Annotated in this window: 18 protein-coding genes; 11 read left to right on the forward strand and 7 right to left on the reverse strand. The window is 72.9% G+C overall.

The features are described from left to right. Window positions 1–254: 254 nt before the first annotated feature. Entirely contained in the window at window positions 255–653 is a 399-nt protein-coding gene (locus IF17_RS0131020; RefSeq protein WP_030573122.1) for a hypothetical protein, read from the reverse strand. A 203-nt stretch (window positions 654–856) separates the two neighbouring features. Here IF17_RS0131020 and IF17_RS0131025 point away from each other — a divergent pair, with 203 nt between their 5' ends. The 4 genes from IF17_RS0131025 (at window position 857) to fxsA (ending at window position 4,995) form a co-directional block, all read left to right on the forward strand. Next, on the forward strand, window positions 857–1,297 hold the full coding sequence (locus IF17_RS0131025) for an Lrp/AsnC family transcriptional regulator (RefSeq protein ID WP_015607305.1): 441 nt from the start codon (window positions 857–859) through the stop codon (window positions 1,295–1,297). Between the two features lie 46 nt (window positions 1,298–1,343). Beyond that, window positions 1,344–2,990, forward strand: a complete 1,647-nt coding sequence (locus IF17_RS0131030) for an amidohydrolase (protein WP_030573124.1) — start codon at window positions 1,344–1,346, stop codon at window positions 2,988–2,990. Between the two features lie 549 nt (window positions 2,991–3,539). Continuing rightward, the gene (locus IF17_RS0131035; RefSeq protein WP_030573126.1) at window positions 3,540–4,307 is read left to right on the forward strand and encodes a polyprenol monophosphomannose synthase; all 768 of its coding nucleotides are present in this window, start codon (window positions 3,540–3,542) and stop codon (window positions 4,305–4,307) included. 76 nt (window positions 4,308–4,383) lie between these two features. Next, on the forward strand, window positions 4,384–4,995 hold the full coding sequence (gene fxsA, locus IF17_RS0131040) for an FxsA family membrane protein (RefSeq protein ID WP_030573129.1): 612 nt from the start codon (window positions 4,384–4,386) through the stop codon (window positions 4,993–4,995). 138 nt (window positions 4,996–5,133) lie between these two features. On the opposite strand, the gene IF17_RS0131045 is transcribed toward fxsA, so the two are convergent. The 4 genes from IF17_RS0131045 to yczE form a co-directional block, all read right to left on the reverse strand. Beyond that, window positions 5,134–5,508 (reverse strand): RNA polymerase-binding protein RbpA, encoded by a 375-nt coding sequence (locus IF17_RS0131045; RefSeq protein WP_003959706.1) that lies wholly within the window; start codon window positions 5,506–5,508, stop codon window positions 5,134–5,136. Between the two features lie 266 nt (window positions 5,509–5,774). Then, window positions 5,775–7,151 carry an MFS transporter gene (locus IF17_RS0131050; protein WP_030573132.1) on the reverse strand — a complete coding sequence of 459 codons (1,377 nt, stop codon included), beginning with the start codon at window positions 7,149–7,151 and terminating at the stop codon, window positions 5,775–5,777. Between the two features lie 46 nt (window positions 7,152–7,197). Then, window positions 7,198–7,962 carry a glycerophosphodiester phosphodiesterase family protein gene (locus IF17_RS0131055; protein ID WP_030573134.1) on the reverse strand — a complete coding sequence of 255 codons (765 nt, stop codon included), beginning with the start codon at window positions 7,960–7,962 and terminating at the stop codon, window positions 7,198–7,200. Beyond that, entirely contained in the window at window positions 7,959–8,654 is a 696-nt protein-coding gene (gene yczE / locus IF17_RS0131060) for a membrane protein YczE (RefSeq protein ID WP_030573135.1), read from the reverse strand. The genes IF17_RS0131055 and yczE overlap by 4 nt, the downstream gene beginning before the upstream one ends. Before the next feature lie 102 nt (window positions 8,655–8,756). On the opposite strand from yczE, the gene IF17_RS0131065 reads away from it, so the two are divergent. Continuing rightward, on the forward strand, window positions 8,757–10,256 hold the full coding sequence (locus IF17_RS0131065) for an SCO1417 family PLP biosynthesis transcription factor (protein ID WP_030573138.1): 1,500 nt from the start codon (window positions 8,757–8,759) through the stop codon (window positions 10,254–10,256). A 20-nt stretch (window positions 10,257–10,276) separates the two neighbouring features. Here IF17_RS0131065 and IF17_RS0131070 read toward each other — a convergent pair whose 3' ends face one another. Both IF17_RS0131070 and IF17_RS0131075 read right to left on the reverse strand, forming a co-directional pair. Then, a complete protein-coding gene (locus tag IF17_RS0131070) occupies window positions 10,277–11,926 on the reverse strand; it encodes a membrane protein (RefSeq protein WP_030573142.1) in 1,650 nt (549 codons plus the stop codon). Window positions 11,927–11,963: 37 nt separating this feature from the next. Next, window positions 11,964–12,158 (reverse strand): hypothetical protein, encoded by a 195-nt coding sequence (locus IF17_RS0131075; RefSeq protein WP_003970432.1) that lies wholly within the window; start codon window positions 12,156–12,158, stop codon window positions 11,964–11,966. 322 nt (window positions 12,159–12,480) lie between these two features. On the opposite strand from IF17_RS0131075, the gene IF17_RS0131080 reads away from it, so the two are divergent. From IF17_RS0131080 to IF17_RS0131110, 6 genes are all read left to right on the forward strand, one after another. After that, entirely contained in the window at window positions 12,481–12,873 is a 393-nt protein-coding gene (locus IF17_RS0131080; protein WP_030573144.1) for an ankyrin repeat domain-containing protein, read from the forward strand. Window positions 12,874–13,166: 293 nt separating this feature from the next. Further along, window positions 13,167–14,585 (forward strand): HEAT repeat domain-containing protein, encoded by a 1,419-nt coding sequence (locus IF17_RS0131085; RefSeq protein WP_030573147.1) that lies wholly within the window; start codon window positions 13,167–13,169, stop codon window positions 14,583–14,585. A gap of 71 nt (window positions 14,586–14,656) precedes the next feature. Next, window positions 14,657–15,223 carry a DUF4240 domain-containing protein gene (locus IF17_RS0131090; protein WP_030573150.1) on the forward strand — a complete coding sequence of 189 codons (567 nt, stop codon included), beginning with the start codon at window positions 14,657–14,659 and terminating at the stop codon, window positions 15,221–15,223. A gap of 52 nt (window positions 15,224–15,275) precedes the next feature. Continuing rightward, entirely contained in the window at window positions 15,276–18,875 is a 3,600-nt protein-coding gene (locus tag IF17_RS0131095) for a hydantoinase B/oxoprolinase family protein (RefSeq protein ID WP_030573153.1), read from the forward strand. Between the two features lie 101 nt (window positions 18,876–18,976). Beyond that, on the forward strand, window positions 18,977–20,503 hold the full coding sequence (locus IF17_RS0131100) for a hypothetical protein (RefSeq protein WP_030573156.1): 1,527 nt from the start codon (window positions 18,977–18,979) through the stop codon (window positions 20,501–20,503). A 109-nt stretch (window positions 20,504–20,612) separates the two neighbouring features. Then, complete coding sequence (locus tag IF17_RS0131110) at window positions 20,613–21,539, forward strand: membrane protein (protein WP_030573160.1); 927 nt, start codon at window positions 20,613–20,615, stop codon at window positions 21,537–21,539. The last annotated feature ends 38 nt before the right edge of the window (window positions 21,540–21,577 follow it).

Below are 21,577 nucleotides of genomic sequence, written 5' to 3' on the forward strand. Positions count from 1 at the left end.
GCGGGTCGACGGGGGAGGCCATCGGGGAGTTCCCCGTCGACCGGGGCAGCGGCTGCGGCTGCCGAACCGATTCTTCGGGCGCCGGGGGAGCGAGACGGCGGCGCCCCGAGCCGACTGGTGAATGCAGCGTCGTCATACGGGGTCAACGTCCCGGGGCGGGCCCGGGTCACTGCCGCCGCGAACCGAGTGCCAGTTCGGCGGGTGCCCACGGGAGGGCACCCGCCCGGAAACGTCCTACGGCCGCGGGCCGCGGCTCAGGCGGCCTCGCGCCGCATCCGGTCCACCCGCAGCGGCCGGGAGCCGGGGCCGCCGGCATGGGAGAAGGGCTGCATCCGCCAGTCGAGCCCCTGGGGCAGCGTCAGCAGCAGCGCCGCCTCCTGCTCCTGGGGCTCCAGCGTCTCGTCGGCGGGCCGGGCATCCGCCGCGACGCGGCCGGTGCCGGAGCAGACGGTCAGCACGAACGGGTTCCACGGGGTGGGGCACCGGGCGTGCTCCGGCAGGACGTCCTCGTCGGCCAGCAGTGCGATCGGCTGGGCGCAGTCCGGGCAGACCACCCGGAACATCTCGAACATGTCGTACACATCGGCGCCGTCGTCCTCGTCGGGATCGACAGGCTCCGGTTCGGTACGTCCGGTGAGCTTCATGCTCTGCATGGGATCTTCCCCCCTCGGGTGGGCCGGCACAGCGCCACGGCCACGACCACAGCAAGCACTTCCCGCCGCCCGCGGCCGATAACCGCGAGGGGGCCCCTTACCGACCCGTAGGTCTGTGGTGTTCGTCACATGCCCCCCGCAGGTGCCGTTCCGTGACCCGCGCGACTGTGCCGACAGGCACCCGGGGCCATAGGTTGATCCGCATGGAGGAGCTGGACCGTCAGATTGTGGAGTTGCTCGTCAAGGACGGGCGGATGAGCTACACCGACCTGGGCAAGGCCACCGGCCTGTCCACCTCGGCCGTTCATCAGCGCGTTCGCCGGCTGGAGCAGCGCGGGGTGATCCGCGGTTATGCCGCCGTCGTCGACCCCGAGGCCGTCGGGCTGCCCCTCACCGCGTTCATCTCGGTGAAGCCGTTCGACCCCAGCGCGCCCGACGACATCGCGGAGCGGCTCGCCGGGGTGCCGGAGCTGGAGGCCTGTCACAGCGTCGCCGGGGACGAGAACTACATCCTCAAGGTGCGGGTGGCGACCCCGCTGGAGCTGGAGCACCTGCTCACCAGGATCCGTACGCTGGCGGGCGTCTCGACCCGGACGACCGTGGTCCTGTCCACCCCGTACGAGGCGCGGCCCCCGCGCGTCTGAGGGGGCCGCGGGCCTGCCGGAACCCGGCAGGCGCGAGACTGGTCCCATGACCCAGAGCACCGCCCCCCAGAGCGCCCCCGAACACCGCACCCTGCTGCTGCGCGGGGGAGACGTCCACAGCCCGGCCGACCCGTTCGCCACCGCGATGGTCGTGGAGCGCGGGCACGTCGCCTGGGTGGGCTCCGAAGGGGCCGCCGACGCCTTCGCGAGCGGCGTCGACGAAGTCGTCGACCTGGAGGGCGCCCTGGTCACCCCCGCGTTCACCGACGCCCACGTCCACACCACCGCGACCGGCCTGGCCCTCACCGGGCTCGACCTCTCCGGCGCCCGTACGCTCCCCGAAGCCCTCGGCCTCGTCCGTGCGTTCGCGAACCGGCACGCCGCCGCCGACGTCCTGCTCGGCCACGGCTGGGACGCCGCGCGGTGGCCCGAACAGCGCCACCCCTCGCGCGCCGAGCTCGACGAGGCGTCCGGCGGCCGCGCCCTGTACCTGCCCCGGATCGACGTGCACTCCGCCGTCGTCACCACCGCCCTGCTGGACCTCGTCCCGGGCGTCACCGGGATGGCCGGATACCACTCCGACGCGCCGCTGACCGGCGACGCCCACCACGCCGTACGCGCCGCCGCGCACGCCGCGCTCACCCCCGCGCAGCGCACCGCCGCCCAGCGCGCCGCGCTCGACCACGCCGCCTCCCTCGGCATCGGCACCCTCCACGAGTGCGCCGGACCCCAGATCTCCGACGAGGAGGACTTCACCTCCCTCCTGGCGCTCGCCGCCGAGCGGCCCGGACCCCGGGTCTTCGGCCTCTGGGCCGAGGAGATCGCCGACGAGAAGGGCGCCCGCCGCATCCGGGAGCTCGGCGCGATCGGCGCGGCCGGCGACCTCTTCGTGGACGGCTCCCTCGGCTCCCACACCGCCTGCCTGCACGAGCCGTACGCCGACGACCCGCAGACCGGCACGGCCCACCTGGACGCCGCCCGCATCGCCGCCCATGTCACCGCCTGCACCGAGGCCGGCCTCCAGGCGGGCTTCCACGCCATCGGCGACGCGGCCGTCACCGCCGTCGTGGAGGGCGTACGGGCCGCCGCCGAGAGGCTCGGCCTGGCCAGGATCCGTGCCGCCCGCCACCGGGTCGAGCACGCCGAGATGCTCACCCCCGAGACGATCGCCGCCTTCGCCGAGCTGGGGCTCACCGCCTCCGTCCAGCCCGCCTTCGACGCCGCCTGGGGCGGCCCCGAGGGCATGTACGCCCAGCGCCTAGGCGCCGAGCGGTCCGCCACCCTGAACCCGTACGCCGCACTCCTGCGCGCCGGAGTACCGCTCGCCTTCGGCTCCGACAGCCCGGTCACCCCGCTCGACCCCTGGGGCACCGTCCGGGCCGCCGCCCACCACCGCACCCCGGAGCACCGCATCTCCGTCCGGGCCGGCTTCACCGCGCACACCCGGGGCGGCTGGCGGGCCATCGGCCGCGACGACGCCGGGCTCCTGGTGCCGGGGGCACCCGCCGACTACGCCGTCTGGCGGACCGCCGAACTCCTGGTCCAGGCCCCCGACGACCGGGTCGCCCGCTGGTCCACCGATCCCCGCTCCGGCACGCCCGGGCTGCCGGATCTGACCCCCGGCGCCGAACTGCCGGTCTGCCTGCGGACAGTGGTCTCCGGGCACCCGGTCTACGTGCGACCGAACGAGTGACGTCGGAGGATTCCGTACCGCCGATCGATGGCTCGGGCACGCGTTCCCGACCTGCGCATCCCGGGCACTGACCAGGCAATTTGGGCAAAAGGCCCAGGTCGCACGGGTGTTGACAGAACGCGCCCACGGGCCGGTAGGTTCGGCCGGGTCCACCACAGGACGTCCGACCGGTTAAACCTCCACGCAGTCGTCGAACGCCGCTGGGTCATGGGGTGGTGTGCCGCACCGGCCCACCATCACTGACAGCCAGGTTCAGCGCCCGCGCCTCGGGGGCGAGGGAAGGTTTCAGCCGGACGGAGGGTGCGACCCGGGTGGGGCCCGGACGTTCAGTAGACAACGGCTTTCGGTCGACCCGCAGCCAGCGGGTCCCAGGTCGGCCCGAAGGGCGCCGGGCCCCGATCCGCAGTTCCGCACGTGCCGTCACGTGCTTCTGTCCGCAGTTCCGTCCATCTGCCCGGCCTGTGCCACGCGCCCGCGCGACCGCGTAGGAGCCCCGGGGCGGTGCGCTGGATATGGTGTCCCCCTGTGTACGGACTTTAAGGGGCAGTAGTGAACGACGGCGGTCAGAGGCAGTTCGGCCCGCTCGGCAAGGTCCTGGTGATCATTCCGACCTACAACGAGGTCGAGAACATCAGGCCGATCGTCGACCGGGTGCGCACGGCCGTGCCGGATGCCGACATCCTGGTGGCCGACGACAACAGCCCCGACGGCACCGGAAAGGCGGCCGACGAGATCGCGGCCGCCGACGAGCAGGTCCACGTCCTGCACCGCAAGGGCAAGGAAGGGCTCGGCGCCGCCTACCTCGCGGGCTTCGCCTGGGGCACCGAGCACGGCTACGGCGTCCTCGTCGAGATGGACGCCGACGGCTCCCACCAGCCGGAGGAGCTGCCCAGGCTGCTCACCGCGCTCAAGGGCGCCGACCTCGTCCTCGGCTCCCGCTGGGTGCCCGGCGGCCGGGTCGTCAACTGGCCCAAGAGCCGCGAGGTCATCTCGCGGGGCGGCAGCCTCTACTCCCGCCTCGCCCTCGGCCTCTCGGTCCGCGACGTCACCGGCGGCTACCGCGCCTTCCGGACCGAGACCCTCCAGGGCCTCGGACTCGACGAGGTCGCCTCCCAGGGGTACTGCTTCCAGGTCGACCTGGCCCGCCGCTCGGTCGAGGCCGGCTACCACGTGGTCGAGGTCCCCATCACCTTCGTGGACCGCGAGGTCGGCGACTCCAAGATGAGCCGGGACATCCTCGTCGAGGCGCTGTGGCGGGTCACCGGCTGGGGCGTCACCTCCCGCGCCAACAAGGTCCTGGGCCGTAAGAAACCCTGACCTCCCGGCGCGTTCGGGGCCGGTCCATGATCACCCCCTTACGCCGCTTCCACCTCCGTACGGGCACACTGGTGGCATGACGACCGGCACTCCGCCCCCGACCCGTCCCCGGCGCTCACGCGCCCGTAGATTCCTGCCGTTGGCCCTCGCCGCCTGGCTGGTCCTGGAGATCTGGCTGCTGACCGTGGTCGCCTCGGCCGCCGGCGGGCTCACCGTCCTGCTGCTCCTGGTCGCCGGGGCGGTGCTCGGCACCGTGGTGATCAAGCGCGCCGGGCGCCGCGCCTTCAAGAACCTCACCGAGACCCTCCAGCAGATGCCGGGGCAGCCCGGCGCCACCGAGGCCCCGCAGGTCACCGGCGGAAAGGCCTCCCAGGGCAACGGCCTGCTGATGCTCGGCGGACTGCTGCTCCTGATCCCCGGCCTCATGTCGGACGCGGCCGGTCTCCTCCTGCTCATCCCGCCCGTCCGCGCCCTGATCAGCCGCAGGGCGGAACGGTCCCTGGAGCGCCGGATGCGGGCCGCTTCCCCCGGCAGCCTCTCGGACGCCTTCCAGCAGGCCCGTATGCACCGGCCGGACGGAAAGGTCGTCCAGGGGGAGGTCATCCGCGAGGACGGCACGCAGCCCCCTTCCCGCCCCTCCGGCCCCGACGACGACCCCCGGGGCCCGCGCCCGCCGCTCACGCCCTGAGGCCCGGGCGGGCCGGCGCCGGACAGGGAAAAGAGCCGCGGGCCGTGACACACGTTCTGTGTCACGGCCCGCGGCTCTTGTGCTGTGCTGTTGTCGCGCTCGATGCGATGGTTACGCGGAGTGCGGTGTGCTACGCGGTCAGGCAGACTTCCTGCTGTCCCGCGGGTGCACGGCGATGTTCATGGCTCCGGAGCGCAGAACCGCCAGCCTCTCGGCCAGCACCTCCTCGAGCTCCTCACGCGTGCGCCGCTCCATGAGCATGTCCCAGTGCGTACGCGCAGGCTTGCCCTTCTTCTCCTCGGGGCCATCCCCGTCCACCAGGAGTGCCTGGGCGCCGCACGCCTTGCACTCCCACTCCGGCGGAATTTCCGCCTCCACCGAGAACGGCATCTCGAATCGATGTCCGTTCTGGCATGCGTACTCCACCGCCTGGCGCGGGGCCAGATCGATGCCGCGGTCCGTCTCGTAGCTGGTAACCACAAGTCGCGTGCCGCGAAGAGCTCGCTCACTCATGAATCGTGCCTCCCGGGCTTGTCGCCCACAGGACAAAATGTCGCTGTCGTCGTCATCCGGTCAACGTCCGGTCGCTGGCAAAGATTCCCGTCGCCGGTCATGCGTCGCCCGTTCGTGCCGCTGCTGTATCTGGGTTGAGTACCCACCCTTGCCCGGTTTGTCACCTCTGGAGGGTGTTGTCACCCAACGGTTGAGCTGCTTCCACTCGCAGTAACGGTCCTCCGGGCAGGCCAAAGGCGTACACTACCGGCCTTTGACTTCAACGTCTAAATCCGTTCCGGCACGGGATTGCCCGCGGCGGTGATCGCACGCCGTACCGGCACCCGCGCGAGCAGCACCGCACCGAGGGCGAAGAACACGATCAGCGAGATGATCGCCTCCCGGTAGCTGCCGGTCAGCTGGTACGCCAGACCGAACACCAGGGGCCCCAGCCAGCTCAGACCTCGGTCGCTCATCTCGTACGCCGAGAAGTACTCCGCCTCCTTGCCGCGCGGCACCAGGTGGGAGAAGAGCGAGCGGGACAGTGCCTGGCTGCCGCCCAGCACGAGCCCGATGAACGCCGCGAGAACGAAGAAGAAGACGGGCGCGTCGGCGGGCAGCAGATAGGCGGAGACCAGGATCGCGGTCCATACGACGAGCGAGCCCAGGATCGTGCGCTTGGCGCCGTACACCCGGGCGAGCCGGCCCATGCCGAGCGCCCCCGCCACCGCCAGGATCTGCACCAGCAGAACGGCGACGATCAGGGTCGTCTGGTCGAGACCCAGCTCCTCGGAGCCGTACAGGGAGGCCTGGGAGATGACCGTCTGGATGCCGTCGTTGTAGACGAGGTACGCGAGCAGGAACGAGAGCGTCAGCGGATGGCGCCGCATGTCCTTCAGGGTCGCCATCAACTGCTTCCAGCCCGAACCGACCGCCCCCTCGCCGTCCGGTGCCACCCGCCGGTCGCGCAGCCTGCGCAGCGGTACGAGGGTGAACGCGCCCCACCACACACCCGCCGACGCGAGGCAGATTCGCACCGCGTCGGACTCCGCGAGGCCGAAGGACTCGTGGCCGGTGTAGAGGATCAGGTTGAGGACGAGGACCAGGGCGCCCGAGGTGTAGCCGAAGGCCCAGCCGCGCGAGGAGACCGCGTCCCGCTCCTCCGGCTCGGCGATCTGCGGCAGATAGGCGTTGTAGAGGACCATCGACACGGAGATCGACGCGTTCGCCACGATGAGAAGGAACGCGCCCAGCAGATAGCGGTGGCCGTCCAGGAAGAACATCCCTGCTGTAGCCGCGGCACCTGTATAGGCGGCCGCCGCCAGCAGCGGCTTCTTTCGGCCCGTACGGTCCGCCGCCGCGCCGACGATCGGCATCAGGATGACGGCCACCACGATGGAGGCCGAGACGGAGTACGCGAACAGTGAACCCGCGCGCACGGGTATGCCCAGCGGGTGCACGAAACCGTCGGGATCGGCCGCGGCCTTGGCGATCGACGTCAGATAGGGACCGAGGAAGACGGTCAGCACGCTGGTGGAGTAGACGGAACAGGCGAAGTCGTAGAAGTACCAGCCGTGCTGCTCGCGCTTGCGGGCGGCGGCGGCCGTCCCGTCGCCCGGCGGCCGTCCGGCCGGATCGGCTGTTCCTGCGGTCCCGGTGCTCAACCCGCGCCCCCTCGGTTCTCGCGTGCGGACGCGGACGGGCCCGGCGTCAGGCCCAGGCCCCCCGCTCGCTCAGCACCGTACGCAGCGTCTCGATGTGATCGGTCATGATGCCATCCACCCCGAGGTCCAGGAGGGCCGCCATCCGTTGGGGCTCGTTGACCGTCCAGACGTGCACCTGGAGCCCCAGCGCGTGCGCCGTACGGACGAAACGGGCGTCGACCACCGGGATGCCGCCCTGCCGCTCGGGAACCTGCGCACAGACCGCGCCCGTGCGCAGCGGCGCCGGGATGCCGTACGAGCGCAGCCGCAGTCCCAGGACGCCGCGCACGCCGTACGAGGTGGCCAGGCGCGGGCCCGCCAGGCGGTGCGCACGGGCCACCCGGGCCTCCGAGAACGAGCCGACGCAGACCCGGTCCCAGGCGTCGGTCCTGTGGATCAGCTCCAGGAGGGGTTCCAGCGCCGGTTCCGCCTTGACGTCCACGTTCCAGCGGGCCTCGGGGAACTCCTCCAGCAGCTCCTCGAAGAGGGGGAGGGGTTCGGTGCCCCCGACCCTGGCCCGGCGCACCTCGCTCCAGGGCAGCGCGGAGATCCTGCCCGTGGCGTCGGTGACCCGGTCCAGCGTCGGGTCGTGGAAGGCGACGAGACGGCCGTCCGCCGTGCTGTGGACGTCGGTCTCGAAGTAGCGGTACCCCGCGGTCGCCGCTCGGCGGAAGGCGGCCGCGGTGTTCTCCACCCCGTCCGCCGCACCGCCGCGGTGGGCGAAGGCAAGAGGTGTCGCGTGATCCAGATAGGGGTGGCGGCTCGGTTTCACTGCGGCAGTATGGCCTGCCCGGATGGAGGGGTGGCAACGGGGTCGGGTCCGGCGGGCGGCGCCGGGGTGACGGTCACCGGGGCGGGCGCGGGGAGTTCGAAGACCCGCAGGAAGAGCTGGGCCAGCGGGCCGATCGCCAGGGCGTACAGGACCGTACCGGCCCCGAGCGAGCCGCCCAGCAGGAAGCCGGTGACGACGACGGCCACCTCGATCGCCGTACGCATCAGCCGGATGGAGCGGCCGGTGACCCGGTTCAGCCCGGTCATCAGCCCGTCGCGCGGACCGGGGCCGAAGCGGGCCGCGATGTAGAGCCCGGTCGCCACCCCGTTGAGCACGATGCCCAGGACCATCACCGGGATCCGGACCCCGTAGCCGTTGAGGTCGCCGACGAGGGCGAGCGTGCCGTCCATGGCCAGGCCGACCACGAAGACGTTGGAGACGGTGCCGAGCCCGGGGCGCTGGCGCAGCGGGATCCAGAGCAGCAGCACGATCGCGCCGACGATGATCGAGACGACGCCGATCGAGATGCCGGTCAGCTCGGTGAGGCCCTGGTGCAGGACGCCCCACGGCTCCAGGCCGAGTCCGGCGCGGACGAGGAGCGCCGAACTCGCCCCGTACAGCGTCAGACCGACGTACAGCTGGACCAGCCGCCGGGGGAGGTGGGTGGTGCTCCGGGCGGTGGTGTCGGACACGTGTTGCCCCCTGGTGTGGTGGTAGTGGACTGCTGCATGTCACCCTGTGGCAGGGGATTGGTCGCCAACCATGGCCAATTCGAGGAAGGTGGACTGATTTCGGTGACGCAGTGGACTTCGACGGTGGGGGCGGCTCAGCTCGCGCGGCAGCTCCAGGCGCAGCAGCCCCGGCCCACCGGCCCGGCCGGACGGAAGCCCCCCGCCTACCGCGCGCTCGCCGACGGCGTACGGCTGCTGGTGCTGGAGGGCCGGGTCCCGGTCGCCGCCCGGCTGCCCGCCGAACGTGAACTCGCCCTCGCCCTCTCCGTCAGCCGCACCACCGTCGCCGCCGCCTACGAGGCGCTGCGCGCGGAGGGGTTCCTGGAGTCGCGGCGCGGCGCGGGCAGCTGGACCGCCGTCCCGGCCGGGAACCCGCTGCCCGCCAGGGGCCTCGAACCGCTGCCCCCGGAGTCGCTCGGCTCGATGATCGACCTCGGCTGCGCCTCGCTGCCCGCCCCCGAGCCCTGGCTGACCCGCGCCTTCCAGGGGGCGGTGGAGGAGCTGCCGCCCTATGCCCACACGCACGGCGACTACCCGGCCGGGCTGCCCGCGCTGCGACAGACGATCGCCGACCGCTACACCGCGCTCGGCATCCCGACCATGCCCGAACAGATCATGGTCACCACCGGCGCGATGGGTGCCATCGACGCCATCTGCCACCTCTTCGCAGGCCGCGGCGAACGGATCGCGGTCGAGTCCCCTTCGTACGCCAACATCCTCCAGCTGATGCGTGAGACGGGCGCCCGCCTCGTCCCGGTCGCGATGGAGGAGGGCATCGGCGGCTGGGACATGAACCGGTGGCGCCAGGCGCTGCGGGACTCCGCGCCCCGGCTCGCCTATGTGGTGGCCGACTTCCACAACCCGACCGGCGCCCTCGCCGACGAGCAGCAGCGGCGGGACCTGGTCGACGCCGCCCGCTCCGCCGGCACCGTCCTGGTCGTCGACGAGACGATGACCGAACTCCGGCTGGACCCCGACACCACCATGCCCCGCCGGGTCTGCGCCTTCGACCCGGCCGGCAGCACGGTGCTCACCGTCGGCTCGGCCAGCAAGGCGTTCTGGGCCGGGATGCGGATCGGCTGGGTGCGGGCGGCCCCGGACGTCATCCGCTCCCTGGTCTCCGCCCGCGCCTACGCGGACATGGGCACCCCGGTCCTGGAACAGCTCGCCGTCAACTGGCTCATGGGTACGGGCGGCTGGGAGCAGGCGGTCGAGATCCGCCGGGACCAGGCACGTCAGAACCGCGACGAGCTCGTGGCGGCGGTCCGCCGTGAGCTGCCGGAGTGGGAGTTCGCGGTGCCGAGCGGCGGGCTGACCCTCTGGGTGCGCACGGGCGGCCTCTCCGGCTCCCGTCTGGCGGTGGCGGGCGAGCGCGTCGGCGTACGGGTGCCCTCGGGGCCGCGGTTCGGGGTCGACGGGGCGTTCGAGGGCTATGTGCGGCTGCCGTTCACGGTGGGCGGCCCGGTCGCGGAGGAGGCGGCGGTGCGGCTCGCGGCGGCGGTGGAGCTGGTCCGCTCCGGCGCGGGCGCAGGGGTGGACGCGCCCCGCAGCTTCGTGGCCTGAGGGGCCGCCCCCCCCGCAGCTCACCCCTCGGCGATCGCCGCCTGCGCCTTGGCGAGCTGCCCGGTCGGCGCGGCCTCCACGGCCACGGGCATTTCGGCGGTGTCCTCGACCGGTCCGCCGGGCACGCCGACGGGCTCCGGCTGCGACTCCTGCCGGGGAGCGGCACCCGGCCGCTCCGGCAGTGCGTCCAGCACCGCCTGCCGGTGGGTCTCGCTCGCGTCCTCGTCGTACGGGTCCGGGGTCGCCGGGACCTGGAGGCGCAGCACCGGCCCGGTGCCCAGGCGCGCGTACCCCCGCCCCGCCGGTACCTCCGGCGGCGGGGTGGTGTTCGGCCCGTCGCCCAGCACGGCGGTGATCTGCTCGCGGGACGCGGGGCCGAGGACGACGCGGGCCCGGGTGTGGGTCCGTACGGTCTCGGTGAGGGTCTCCAGGGTGTCGAACTGGTCGGCCAGGACCACCGTGACGCCCGCCGCCCGCCCGTGCCGCAGCGGCACCTGGAGCAGCTCCAGCGGGTCGGGCCTGCCGTCGGCCGCCGCGAGGTGACCGAGGACGCCGGGGCGGTCCAGCAGGATCCAGAGCGGGCGCTTGATGTCCTCGGGGACGGGGTGGCCGCCTTGCCGGGCCCGGTTGGCGAAGATCAGCCGCCGTTCCGTCTCGTGCGCGGCCCACTCCAGGGTGGCCAGCGCCCCGCTGAGGCCGGACTCCACGGCGAGGACGCCGGGGCAGCCGACGAGGGCGCCGTACTCACCCGTCCCGCTGCCGTCGACGACGAGGACATCGCCCTGCTGGAGGGCCTGGAGGGCGATGGAGCGGATCAGCGTGGTGGTGCCGCTGCCGGGCTGCCCGACGGCCAGCAGGTGGGGTTCGGTGGAGCGGTGGCCGGTCCGCCAGACGACGGGGGAGGCGTCCACGGTCGTGTCGCCGTCGCGGACCGGGACGGTGAGGCGGACCGCGTCGGGGTCGGTGAAGCCGAGCACCGTCTCGCCGGGGGCGGTCACGAAGCGCTGGGCGGCGATCGAGGTCGACAGGGGGGCGGGGACGGTCATGACGAGGCGGTTGGCCTCCTCGTCCCAGGAGAAGCGGTACTCGCGGGCGCGGCCCGACTTCGTGTGCAGCAGCTGCTCGATCCGGGCCCGGGCGGCGGCCTCGCCGTCGGTGAAGTACGCCGGGTAGGAGATCTGGAGGCGGGAGATCCGCCCGTCGGCGTCGAAGGCGTACCTGTCGAAGGCCTTCTCCCAGTCGCCGCCGTGGGCGAACAGCGGGTCGGGATCGTCGGGCACCGAGAAGTACGGCACGAGCGCCTCGTACAGCGCGCGCAGGCGGGTGGACTCCGCCTCGTCCGGGCCGGTCTTCACGGGGGTCCGCTCCCGCCCCTTCCACGCGGCGGCGCCCATCACCGTGATCAGGGCCAGGATCGGCCCGTACGGCACGAGCGCCACGGCGAGCACGCAGGCCGCGGCCAGGAACAGCTTGGGACCACGCCGTTCCTTGGGTGTCGCGGCCCACTTCTGCCGGCCGGAGACGGCCAGCAGCCGCAGACCACGCAGGATCGTGATCAGCGGATGGAGCACATCGGTGGCACTGTCGGCGGCCGTACGCGCGATCTCTCTGCTGCGAGTGATCGAAGCGCTGCCGCTGCTCAGAACGCGGGGGAGTGGTCGCCGTGCCACAGCTGTCTCCTGAAGGGGTGGGAGCGGTTGCGGAGCGTCAGAACTTGATCCCGCCCAGCAGGCCGGCGAGGCTCGCCCCGCCTGCCGTGATGCTCGGCGCGATCGCGGTGCCGGCCAGGTAGAAGCCGAACAGCGCGCAGACGATGGCGTGGGACGCCTTGAGCCCGTCCTTCTTGAAGAACAGGAAGACGACGATGGCGAGCAGTACCACGCCCGAGATGGAAAGGATCATGAGCGGATCTCCTGGTTGAGGGGACAGTCACCATGAGTCCTTCCAGGATCACGCGAAGTATCTATACGATAAAAGGTGCAATCGAGTGAATAAGTCGTGTTTTCACTTGACTGGTGGAGCTGAACCTGTGGCCCGCGCGCGGTATTTCGGACTCCGTGCCGGGCAGGAGTCACCCGCGGTGATCTTTTGCCGTATCCGGGCCCGGTCATGTCCGTCCCGGAGCAGTACCCTGTCGATTCACTCGTACGGCCCCCTGCCGTACACCCCCCGGTCAACAGCGGCGGTGACAGCCGCCGCACGGTCAAGGAAGGCGGCCCGCGCGATGAGCGAAACCCCCGATCCCGAGGTGGTCGAGCTGGCGACCAAGGTCTTCGACCTGGCCCGCACCGGCGACGCCGAGGCGCTCGCCGCGTACGTCGACGCCGGCGTCCCCGCCGACCTCACCAACGGCCGGGGTGACTCGCTGCTCATGCTCGCCGCCTACCACGGGCACGCCGGGGCCGTCACCGCCCTCGTCGCCCGCGGCGCCGACCCGGACCGCGCCAACGACCGCGGCCAGACCCCGCTGGCCGGAGCCGTCTTCAAGGGCGAGGACGCCGTCATCGACGCCCTGCTCGGCGCGGGCGCCGATCCCGCCGCCGGATCGCCGTCCGCGCGGGACACGGCCCAGATGTTCGGCAAGGCCGACCTGCTGGAACGCTTCGGTGCCCGTTGAGACGGGGGCGGGCACGCCTGCGGGCATGTCCGCCGATGGGTCCGCTGACCGGTCCGTCGTAAATGTGGTCGCGGTGGCGAAATGGCTGGGTCATCATGACGTCGCGGGTCCATTTCGGGCCACCGACGAGAGGCAGAGGAAGATGGTCTACACCAAGCACCGGACGGCGATCGGCCGATCATGTCGCTGCGCGGCGTAGGGATGTCCCCAGGACATCCCCCCGTGCCCCGAGGGGTACGCAGCACTGCACACAGTCCCGGTTGTGTCGACAGCTTGATGTGAGGCTTTCTCCCATGTTCGATCCGTTCATAGCGCCGAGCGGCACCCTGCTCGGCCTGCTGCAGAGGGGCCGCGGCGACGGCACGCTCCACGCGCTCGCCGCACCACGCCCCGAGGCCCTCGCGGCCCTCAACCACTGCGTCGTGAGCGACCCCCGTCACGACTGGCAGGTGGAGAACCGCTCCCTCTACTACGCCCGCCTGTACCTGGATCTCGACGGTGGCATCGAAGAGATCGAGCGCCACCTCGGTGACCCCGACGACCACACGGACACCGACGACTCCCGTACCGGCCTGGCGCTCTCCGTCCTCGGCCACCTCGCCTCCTACGGACGCGACGACGCCCTGGCGCTGCTCCGCCGCTACGCGGCCACCGGCGCCAACTGGGCCTGGGCCCTGGACGAGCTCGCCCTGCGCGACGACGACGCGGGCCTGCGCTCCCTCGCCCTGCCCGTCCTGGGTCGTTTTCCGGCCACCGAGGAAGGCACCGCCGAGCTCGCCGCCGCCGTACGCGACTCCTTCGAGCCGCGCCCCTGGCGGCTCTGGGCCGGCGACCCGCGCGAAGCGGTCGGCGCCCGCGTGCGGGCCGCCACCGAACAGGGCTCGTTCGACCGCTGGCAGCGCCAGATGCGCCCCGGTGGTCCCCGCCCCGGCTGGAGCGTCCAGGCCGTCTTCGACTGGGCCCAGCAGGCCCTGGAGCGCGGCAGCGAACTGCACGTCCCCGCGGCCCGCTGCCTCTCCGCCGTCGCAGGACCCGAGGACCGTCCCCAGATCATCGAGGCCGCCCGCGACGGGGCCGAAGGCGCCCGCTGCGCCGCCCTGCACTACCTCGCCGAGGCGGCCGACCCGGCCGTCCTCGACCTCATCGAGTCCGCCGCCCTCAGCCCCTCCCGCACGGTCGCCGACGCGGCCGTCGCCGCCTTCGAGCGGATGTGCGGCGAGGAGGCCGTGGAACGAGCCCGGCGCTGGGCCCGGCGGCCCGACGCCCTCGGCGCCTCCGCCGCCGGCATCCTCGCCTGCCGCGGCACCGCCCAGGACGCTCCCCAAGTCCTCGGCGCGCTGCGGGAGGCCGTACGCGGCGACGGACCCGACGCCCCCCGGCTCTGGACCCTCGTGGACGGCACCGGCCGCCTCGGCATCGCCTGCGCCGCCCCCGTACTGCGCCACGTCTACCGCGAGACGTCCTCCTCGCACCTGCGCGGCCGGGCCGCCCGGGCCCTCGCCGCCACCGACCCCACCTTCGCCACCGGCTTCGCGGTGGAGTGCCTGTGGGACTGCGAGGAGACCACCCGCGAGGTGGCCGCCCTGCACGCCGAGACCGGGGACATCCGAGTCGCCGAACGCCTGCGCCGCCTCGCCGCCGACCCGGCCGAGGAGGCCGAGGTGCAGACGGCGGTACGGAGCCGGATCGGGCCGGACGCACCGGCGCTCTGACCCCGCGATCCGAGGTGGGAGGGGGCGTTGTCGGACCTCCGTTGTCAGACCCCCCTCCTACGCTTCTCACCATGGACATCGACACGTGGTGGGGGCTCGTCGGACGGGCACGTGAGGCGGCCGGGGACCGGGCGGACGACCGGGACCCGCCCGACGATCCGCTGCCGGGCGCGCTGACCGATGTGCTCGCGGCCCTGGAGCCCGCGGAGATCGTCGACTTCGCCGTGACGGCGTACGAGGTGACCGCGTCCGCCTACCGGTGGCCCTTGTGGAACGCGGCCTACCTCATCGAGGGCGGCTGCGGCGACGACGGATTCATGGACTTCCGCGACGGGCTCGCCCTGCTGGGGCGGGAGGTCTTCACCCGCGCGGTGGCCGACCCCGACTCGCTGGCCGGGCTGCCCGTCGTGGTCCGGATGAGCCGTGGGGAGAGCGGCTGGATCGGCTACGAGTCGCTGAACGGGCCGGTGCAGGCGGCGTACGTGCGGGCCGGGGGCGAGGCCTTCCACGAGGCGGTGGAGGCGGCCGACCGGGGGCGCATACGGACCGGGGAGCCGGGCGGGGTGAGGGGGGACGCGGAGGACGCCGACGCCATGCGCCGGCAGCTGCCCAGGCTGGCGGCGCTCTTCCTGGACTGAACGGGGGCCCTTTCTCTCTGCGGCTTCGCGCCTGCCGGAACAGAATGGCGCCATGACCGGACGCTGGGAGTTCTGGATCGACCGGGGCGGCACCTTCACGGACGTCGTGGGCCGCCGCCCCGACGGCCGGCTGGTCACCCGCAAGCTCCTCTCGCACGACCCCGACCGTTACGACGACGCTGCCGTCGCCGGAATCCGCCTGCTCCTCGGCCTCCGCGACGACGAGCCCGTGCCCGCCGACAAGGTCGCCGCCGTCCGGATGGGCACCACCGTCGCCACCAACGCCCTGCTGGAGCGGCGCGGCGAGCCGACCGTCCTGCTCATCACCGAGGGCTTCCGGGACGCGCTGCGGATCGCGTACCAGAATCGCCCCCGTCTCTTCGACCGGCACATCGTCCTCCCGGAGGCCGTCCACGAGCGCGTGATCGAGGTCCCCGAACGTATCGACGCCGAGGGGCACACCGTACGAGCCCTCGAACTCGACGCCGTACGCGAGCAGTTGCGCGCCGCCCACGCCGACGGGCTGCGCAGCGCCGCCGTCGTCCTGATGCACGGCTACCGCCACCCCGCCCACGAGCGGGCCGTCGCCGAGGCGGCCCGCGAGGCCGGGTTCACCCAGGTGAGCAGCTCCCACGAGGTCAGCCCCCTGATCAGGCTCGTCCCCCGCGGCGACACCACCGTGGTCGACGCCTACCTCTCACCCGTGCTGCGCCGGTACGTCGACGAGGTCGCCGCCCGGCTGGAGGGCATCCGGCTCCTCTTCATGCAGTCCAACGGCGGACTGCGCGAGGCCGCCCGGTTCCGCGGCAAGGACGCCGTCCTCTCCGGCCCGGCCGGAGGCGTCGTCGGCATGGTCCGTACGTCGCAGCAGGCCGGACACGACCGCGTGATCGGCTTCGACATGGGCGGCACCTCCACCGATGTGTCCCACTACGCAGGAGAGTTCGAACGGGAGCTGGGCACCCAGGTCGCCGGGGTGCGGATGCGTGCCCCGATGATGAGCATCCACACCGTCGCGGCGGGCGGCGGCTCCCTGCTCCACTTCGACGGCCGCCGCTACCGCGTCGGGCCCGACTCCGCCGGGGCCGAACCGGGCCCCGCCTGCTACCGCCGGGGCGGCCCCCTCACCGTCACCGACGCCAACGTCATGCTCGGCCGCATCCAGCCCGCCCACTTCCCCGCCGTCTTCGGCCCCGACGGCGACCTGCCGCTCGACGCCGACCTCGTACGGGAACGGTTCGCGGAGCTCGCCGACGAGATCGGGCGCGCCACCGGGGACCGGCCGGCCGAGGCCGAAGTGGCGGCGGGCTTCCTGGAGATCGCCGTGCTCGACATGGCCAACGCCGTCAAGAAGATCTCCGTGCAGCGCGGCCACGACATCACCCGCTACGCCCTCACCGGCTTCGGCGGCGCCGGCGGCCAGCACGTGTGCGCCGTCGCCGACGCGCTGTCCATCGACACCGTCCTCGTACCCCCGCTCGCCGGGGTGCTCTCCGCGTACGGCATCGGCCTGGCCGACGCCACCGCGATGCGCGAACAGTCCGTGGAGGCGGAACTCGACGAGACCGTATGGGAACGGGTCGACCGGCTCTGCGCGGAGCTGGCCGACCGTACGCGGGACGACCTGCGCGCCGACGGAGTGCCCGATTCCGCGATCGGCACACGCGCCCGGATCCTGCTGCGGTACGCGGGCACGGACGCGGCGCTCGCCGTGGCCCTGGACTCCGTGGCGGAAATGAGCGAGGAGTTCACCGCCGCCCACCGCACCCGGTTCGGCTTCACGATGGACAAGCCCCTCGTAGTCGAGACCGTCTCCGTGGAGGCCACGGGGACGACCGGGGAGCACGGCTCCGGTCCCGCCGACCCCGCACCCCGCGAGGGCGCGCTCCGGCCCCGCGCCACCGTGACGATGTACGCGGAGGGCCGGGAGCAGCAGGCCCCCCTCCACCGCCGCGAGGACCTCCGCCCCACCGACACCGTCACCGGGCCCGCCGTCGTCGCGGAGGACGACGCCACCACCGTCGTCGACCCCGGCTGGCAGGCCACGACCGACACCACCGGGCACCTGGTGCTCACCCGGGCCCGCCCCTGCCCCGACCGGACGGCCGTCGGCACCCGCGTGGACCCGGTGATGCTGGAGGTCTTCAACAGCCTCTTCATGTCGATCGCCGAGCAGATGGGCGTCCGCCTGGAGAACACCGCCCACTCCGTCAACATCAAGGAGCGCCTCGACTTCTCCTGCGCCCTCTTCGACGCCGCCGGCAACCTCATCGCCAACGCCCCGCACATCCCGGTGCACCTCGGCTCCATGGGGGAGTCCATCAAGGAGGTGCTCCGACGCAACGAGGGCACCCTGCGCCCCGGCGACGTCTACGCCATCAACGACCCGTACCACGGGGGCACGCACCTGCCCGATGTCACCGTCGTGACCCCCGTGTTCGAGGGGGACGAGCTCCGCTTCCTGGTCGCCTCGCGCGGCCACCACGCCGAGATCGGCGGCACCACCCCCGGCTCCATGCCCGCCTTCAGCCGGACGATCCACGAGGAGGGCGTGCTCTTCGACAACTGGCTCCTGGTCCGCGACGGCACGCTCCGTGAGGCCGAGACCCGCGACCTGCTCACCTCGGCCCCGTACCCCTCCCGCTCCCCGGACACCAACCTCGCCGACCTCCGCGCCCAGATCGCCGCCAACGAGAAGGGCACCGCGGAACTCCGCCGCATGACCGACCAGTTCGGGGCCGACGTCGTGCGGGCCTATATGGGGCACGTCCAGGACAACGCGGAGGAGTCCGTACGCCGGATCGTCGCCCGGCTCCACGACGGCGCCTTCCGCTACGAGACCGACGCCGGGGCCGTCATCCAGGTGGCGCTCACCGTCGACCGGGACGCCCGCAGCGCGGTGATCGACTTCACCGGTACCTCGTCCCAGCAGCCCGGCAACACCAACGCGCCCCGCTCGGTCGTGATGGCCGCCGTCCTCTACGTCTTCCGCACCCTCGTAGGGGAGGACATCCCGCTCAACAGCGGCTGCCTGAAGCCGCTGGACGTGCGGATTCCGCCCGGTTCGATGCTCGACCCCACCTTCCCGGCGGCGACCGTCGCGGGCAATGTCGAGACCTCGCAGGCCGTTACCGGAGCCCTGTACGGAGCGCTCGGCGGCCAGGCCGAGGGGTCCGGCACCATGAACAACCTCACCTTCGGCAACGACCGCGTCCAGTACTACGAGACGGTCGCCAGCGGCTCCGGGGCGGGCGACGGCTTCGACGGCACCGACGCCGTACAGACCCATATGACCAATTCCCGGCTCACCGACCCCGAGATCCTGGAGTGGCGGCTGCCGGTACTTCTGGAGAGCTTCGCGGTCCGGGAGAGCAGCGGGGGAGCGGGGCGGTGGCACGGCGGCGGGGGCGTGGAGCGCCGGATCCGCTTCCTGGAGCCGGTCACGGTGGCGCTGCTCTCCGGGCACCGCCGGGTCCCGCCGTACGGGGCGGAGGGCGGGGAGCCGGGGGCGCTCGGGGAGCAGTACATCGAGCGGGCGGACGGCGGCGTCGAGTGGCTGGAGGGGTGCGACACCGCCGAACCGGAGGCCGGTGACGTGCTGGTGGTGCGGACGCCGGGCGGCGGGGGGTACGGGCCGGCGGCCCACCGGTGAGCCGCCGGCGCCCCGTCCTGTGGCGCGCGGCGAGCCGCCCCGCACCGGTCGCATAAACGCCGTTTCGACCGTTGTCAGTGCGAGGACCTAATCTGTCCCTCGTGACTTCGCCTGCCGACACGGAAAACGCTGCGCCGCAGCTCAGCGCGGGGCCGAGGCCTGCCCCGGGCCCTGCCGCCGACGAGGGGCTCTCGCGGCGGCTGCGCGCGCTCGCGTGCACGGCGCCGCTGCACGACCTCGACGTGCGCAAGGCGAATCTGGCCGGTGAGTACACGGTCTACGCCATGGCGGAGGTCGCCCTCGCGGCCATCGACCACGTCACGCTCAACATGGACTTCGACACCGGGGCCGACCACGACCAGATAGTGGCCAGGCTGCTGCCCCGCGTCGGCGCCCAGGCCCCCGAGCGCCCCGTCGCCGAGCACGAGCGGGTCGCGCGCTGGGTCCTGGAGAACCTGATCAACGTCGGCAGCGTCGACCGCGGCTTCCGCGCGGTCTACGGCACCTTCGGTCCCGACGGGGTCTACGTCCGCCGGGACTACGACTTCAAGCTGATCGAGGAGGTCCCCGGCTACGGTGGCACGGTCTACCTCCGCGCCACCGACGAAGCGGTCAACGTCCTCGTCGGCGCCCTGGACACCGATGTCACCAGCGCCCAGATCGCCGCCGAGGTCAAGCTGGAGGTCCTGATCAGCCGGGGCCGCCTCGCCGACGCCCAGCTCGCCGCCGAACAGGCCCGCTACCGGACCGTGCAGTACGCCGAGACGCTCCGCCGCACACTGGAGGCCACCCGGCGCAACGTTCGCGCGGTCGACTGGCTCACCACCGTCCCCGACATGATCGCCGAAGCCCTGGACCACGTGGCCGACCGCTACCGCCACGAGAACGCGATCCTCACCAACATCCGCAAGGCGCGCGACGAGGCCGAGGACCCCGAGCACAAGCGCCGCGCCGCCGAGCTCGTCGACATCGTCAAGGACTGCATCCGGCGCCACACCCAGCTCCAGTCCCGCCTCCTTGAAGCCGGACCGCTCTTCCGCGCCGAGCAGGACCGGCAGGCGTTCGCCACCCCGACCGCCCACGCGGGCCTCGATCTGTACGGTCAGCTCCTCGCCCCGCTCCTCCCGCTCCCCGTCGAACAGTCCACCCGGGCCACCGACGCCTTCTTCGCCCACGGCACCGGCCTGCGCACCCCCACCTCCGTCCGCGTCGGCGACCTCGTCGACATGCTCCTGACCCCGCCGCTGGAGCGGGAGCACCTCGGCATGGAGATGCCCGAGCCCGACCTGATCGCCACCCCGGACGACAGCCGCTTCAGCGACGCCCAGCTGAGCAGCGCCATGGCCCTGCTCGACCTGGAGCACGACGCCCCGCGCCGGCTCTCCGGGCTGCTCGCGGAGGCCCGCCGCAGCGACCCCGAGCTGCCGTACCTGGTTGCCCTGCTCGCCGTCCACGCCGCCAGCCCGCCGGTCGGCACCGCCTACCGCCAGGGCGAGCGGCGCCTGCTCTTCGCGGTGGACGACGGCACCGAGCTGGACGACCCGGAGTTCGGCGGCGCCGACCTGATCGTGGGCATGGCCCTGCTGGACGCCGCCGGAATGGCCGCGGACCGTCAGGAGGCCTCATGACCGGCCTCGTACGCCTTGTGCACCCCCGCCCGTCCCGTACCGACGTGCGCCCCCACCTGTTCCGTACCTACGTGCACCCCGACCTGTTCCGTACCGAGGAGTCCCAGCCGTGAGCGACCACGACGCCGAGCACCCCGACGCGTGGACCGAGCCCTCCGCGTACGCCGGTGACTCCGCGCATCCGCAGGCAGCCGGGCCCGCCGGCCCGCAGGCCGTCACCCCGGCCGACGCCGCCGACGCCGCCCGCCTGGTCTCCTTCGGGCTCCAGCCCAAGCTGCTGCCCGCCCGCGACGCCGAGTACGCCGACCTGCTCCGCCGCTACCGGGAGGAGAGCGCCTTCGCCCGGCTCTCCGACGCCGTCGCCACCGGGCTCGGCCTCATCGTCCTGGAGGTCTCCCCGCGCGCCGGGATGGCCGTCACCGCGGGCGAGGACTCCGTCTTCGCCGTCCGCATGGGCGACTACGCCCGCCGCGCCTCCTCCGACGCCGCCGACCGCTTCCTCCACGGCCTCGCCCACCTCGCCGTCGCCGCCCTCGCCTTCCCCCGCCCCGAGGACCTCGCCGACGACGCGTACATCGGCCGCATCACGGTCAACGGCGTCGACGCCTTCGTACGCCAGGCCTGCAAGCGTCTGGAGGAGCGCGCCGAGGAGCAGGGCGACAACACCGATCCCGCCACCGACACCCCCGGCCTCGAATCCGGCTGGCGTATCTACGCCCGCCGCAGCTCCACCGGCGCCACCAAGGACGCCCGCCGCCTCGCCGGATCCACCACCGGCATCATCGGCAAGGCCGTCGCCTTTCTCACCGACTCCGGCTTCCTCCAGCGCACCGGCGACGACGCGGGCGGCGCCTACCGCACCACCGCCCGCTACCAGCTCCAGGTCCGCGACATGGCGGGCAGCGCCGCCATGGCCGAGCTGCTGGAGCTCGGTGTCGTCCCCGTCACCGACGGCACCGCCACCCTGCTGCCGCCGTCCGACCCCGACGACCTGGAGCTGGCGGCCGACGCGGGCCTGCCCTTCCACTCCTCCTGACCCCGCCCGCACCACCTGCCGCTCCGCACCCGCTCACC

The sequence above is a fragment of the Streptomyces cyaneofuscatus genome (assembly GCF_000718135.1).
Taxonomy (GTDB): domain Bacteria; phylum Actinomycetota; class Actinomycetes; order Streptomycetales; family Streptomycetaceae; genus Streptomyces; species Streptomyces cyaneofuscatus.

Excerpts from the sequence above, each read along its gene's own strand:
- IF17_RS0131020 (WP_030573122.1), bottom strand. The coding sequence starts at position 653 with ATGCAGAGCATGAAGCTCACCGGACGTACCGAACCGGAGCCTGTCGAT.
- IF17_RS0131090 (WP_030573150.1), top strand. The coding sequence starts at position 14,657 with ATGGACATCGACACGTGGTGGGGGCTCGTCGGACGGGCACGTGAGGCG.
- IF17_RS0131030 (WP_030573124.1), top strand. The coding sequence starts at position 1,344 with ATGACCCAGAGCACCGCCCCCCAGAGCGCCCCCGAACACCGCACCCTG.
- IF17_RS0131095 (WP_030573153.1), top strand. The coding sequence starts at position 15,276 with ATGACCGGACGCTGGGAGTTCTGGATCGACCGGGGCGGCACCTTCACG.
- IF17_RS0131075 (WP_003970432.1), bottom strand. The coding sequence starts at position 12,158 with ATGATCCTTTCCATCTCGGGCGTGGTACTGCTCGCCATCGTCGTCTTC.
- IF17_RS0131045 (WP_003959706.1), bottom strand. The coding sequence starts at position 5,508 with ATGAGTGAGCGAGCTCTTCGCGGCACGCGACTTGTGGTTACCAGCTAC.
- IF17_RS0131080 (WP_030573144.1), top strand. The coding sequence starts at position 12,481 with ATGAGCGAAACCCCCGATCCCGAGGTGGTCGAGCTGGCGACCAAGGTC.
- fxsA (WP_030573129.1), top strand. The coding sequence starts at position 4,384 with ATGACGACCGGCACTCCGCCCCCGACCCGTCCCCGGCGCTCACGCGCC.
- IF17_RS0131025 (WP_015607305.1), top strand. The coding sequence starts at position 857 with ATGGAGGAGCTGGACCGTCAGATTGTGGAGTTGCTCGTCAAGGACGGG.
- IF17_RS0131085 (WP_030573147.1), top strand. The coding sequence starts at position 13,167 with ATGTTCGATCCGTTCATAGCGCCGAGCGGCACCCTGCTCGGCCTGCTG.